This window comes from Mycobacterium gordonae, assembly GCF_001417955.2.
Lineage (GTDB): Bacteria > Actinomycetota > Actinomycetes > Mycobacteriales > Mycobacteriaceae > Mycobacterium > Mycobacterium gordonae_B.
This window is the reverse complement of sequence record NZ_LKTM01000137.1, coordinates 1-2,649: the sequence shown is the minus strand read 5'-3', so window position 1 is coordinate 2,649 and position 2,649 is coordinate 1. Positions and strand designations below refer to the sequence as shown.

The following is a 2,649-nucleotide window of genomic DNA, read 5'->3' as shown; positions in this document are numbered from 1 at the left end:
GAGCAATGATCAGAACCTGTGGATGAGCCTCGGCGAGGCGGGCGTAGGAAAGGGCGCACCTTCCCGAGGATGATCTGAAAGTCGAAGGTCTGATCAAGAGCCGGCGTTGGCGCGCTGGTTCGGGAAGGGACTCTCAATGAGGAAGTCAAGCCGCCGATTCGGTGATTGGGGGTGAGTCGGGTTGCCAGGTGCGTTTGTCACGGATGAGGGCGTACAGGACGTTGGTGCGGCGTCGCGCCAGGCAGATCGTCGCTGGGATCGCTCGTTTGCCTTCGTCCCGTTTGCGCCGGTAGTAGGCCTTGGAATGCGGGTCGCAGCGGATCGCGGTCAGTGCGGACATGTACATCACTCGGCGCAGTCGACGGCTGTAGCGCTTGGGCGTGTGAAGTCGTCCGGTGCGTTTTCCGGAGTCTTTGGATACCGGGGCCAGTCCGGCCCAGGCGGCGAGTTGGTCGGCCGATTCGATCAGCGCGGGATCGCCCACGGCGGCGAGGAATTCTGCGCCGAGCCGGAAGCCCATGCCGGGCAGACTGGTGATCACCTCAGCGAGCGGATGGCGGCGAAATCGGCCCTCGATTTCGGCATCTGTGGTCTTGATGCGGTCATCGAGGGTGATCACCCCCTGCGCCAATTCGGCTACCAGTGCGGCAGCGACCTCTTCGCCGGGCAGGCGCACCGTCTGAGTCTTGGCGGCCGCTACCGCTGCGGCTGCGATCGAGGCCGCGTTGCGGATCCCGGCATCGGCCAGTATCCGCGTCAGCCGCGAAAGCCCCTTCTGGCGAATCACTTTCGGCCTCTGATAGCGCGAGAACAGCACCACCCACCCGCGATCCTGGGTGATCTGCGCTGCTCGCTCCAGAGCCGGGCACACCGCGACCAGCTGTTGGCGCAGCCGGTTGATGGTGCGGGTGCGGTCAGCGACCAGATCAGCCCGATGAGCGCTCAGCATGCGCAATTCGGTGATCAGGTCATCGCCAGGATGCAGCACCGGCAGATCGGCACCGCGCATCCGGGATTGATCGGCGATCACCCGGGCGTCTTTAGCGTCGGTCTTGGCCTCCCCGCCGCGGTAGGTCACCGAGGCCTGCCACACTTGGCGGCCCGCCAGATAGCGCACCGACTTGCCGGCATCAGCAAGCGTCGTCAACAACAGGGTGGCGTAGACGGTGGTCAGGTCCACCGCCCACGACACCGGCCCACCGAGCCTGTCCACTTCGGAAACCAGCCCACGGATCTGTTGCTCGTCGTTGACGAACTTGCGGGAAAGCACCACCGCGCCCTTGTCGTCGACCACGCACACCCAGTGATGTTCCTTGCCGACATCTACACCAGCCCACAACTGAACCGCAGTCACCGCACCTCTATTCGCCTGTCTGCCAACATGATCCCCACGGACAACCCCGCCAGCATTTCCTTAAACAAGCGATCACATCGCAGATCTCAATCAGCGGCCAGAGAAGTCCAAGCAGGTCGGGCGGCCAGTCCCTTCAAGCCGCACCCAAGGCCGGCAACACGCATGCAGCCACACCCGACCCACCCGGGTCACAGCACAACGTAACAACACGAAGTAACTGCACCTACGAACTTAAGGACGCCCATGCTCACGGTAGTTCACGGCTCGGAATCCTCCAACGAGGACGCTGGTGCGGTCCGGTCGTTGCTCGATGAGATTGTCCGCGACGGCGCTCGGCAGATGCTGGCTGCAGCGTTGCGGGCCGAGGTTGCCGCCTATATCGATGCCCATGCCGGTGAGGTCGATGAGAACGGGCACCGGCTGGTGGTGCGCAATGGTTATCACCATGAGCGAGAGGTGCTGACCGCAGCGGGTGCGGTGAGTGTGAGCGCACCGCGGGTCAACGACAAGCGCATCGATGCTGATTCCGGTGAGCGGCAGCGGTTCGCCTCGGCGATCCTGCCGGCGTGGGTGCGTAAGTCGCCGCAGATGAGCGAGGTGCTGCCATTGCTGTACCTGCACGGGCTCTCCAGCGGGGACTTCGGGCCGGCCCTGGAGCAGTTCCTCGGCTCGGGTGCGGGGTTGTCGGCCACGACGATCACCCGCCTGACCGCGCAGTGGCAAGACGAAGCCGCCGCGTTCGGGCGCCGGGATCTGTCCGGCACCGACTACGTCTACCTGTGGGTGGACGGCATCCACCTCAAGGTCCGGCTGGAGCAGACCAAGCTGTGTCTGCTGGTGATGATCGGCGTGCGTGCCGATGGCCGCAAGGAACTGGTCGCGATCACCGACGGGTATCGGGAGTCCAGCGAGTCGTGGGCTGATCTGCTGCGTGACTGCAAACGCCGCGGCATGACCGCCCCGGTGCTGGCCGTCGGCGATGGCGCCCTCGGGTTCTGGAAAGCGGTCCGCGAGGTGTTCCCGGCCTCCCGCGAACAGCGCTGCTGGTTCCATAAGCAGTCGAATATCCTTGCCGCACTACCGAAATCAGCACACCCCTCGGCGTTGGCGGCGCTCAAAGACATCTACAACGCTGAGGATATCGACAAGGCCCAAGTCGCGGCCAAGGCCTTCGAGGTCGACTTCGGGGCGAAGTACCCCAAGGCGGTCGCCAAGATCGTCGACGATCTGGACACCCTGCTGGAGTTCTACAAGTACCCCGCAGAGCATTGGATCCATTTGAGGACGACAAATCC

Annotated in this window: 2 protein-coding genes; one reads left to right on the top strand and one right to left on the bottom strand. The window is 64.1% G+C overall.

The window, feature by feature from the left end:
• Window positions 1-145 precede the first annotated feature (145 nt).
• Complete coding sequence (locus AO501_RS13330; RefSeq protein WP_055578186.1) at window positions 146-1,354, bottom strand: IS110 family transposase; 1,209 nt, start codon at window positions 1,352-1,354, stop codon at window positions 146-148.
• Window positions 1,355-1,597: 243 nt separating this feature from the next.
• On the opposite strand from AO501_RS13330, the gene AO501_RS13325 reads away from it, so the two are divergent.
• Window positions 1,598-2,649 (top strand): IS256 family transposase (locus tag AO501_RS13325; protein WP_055578185.1); only part of this gene is annotated, 1,052 nt, incomplete at its 3' end.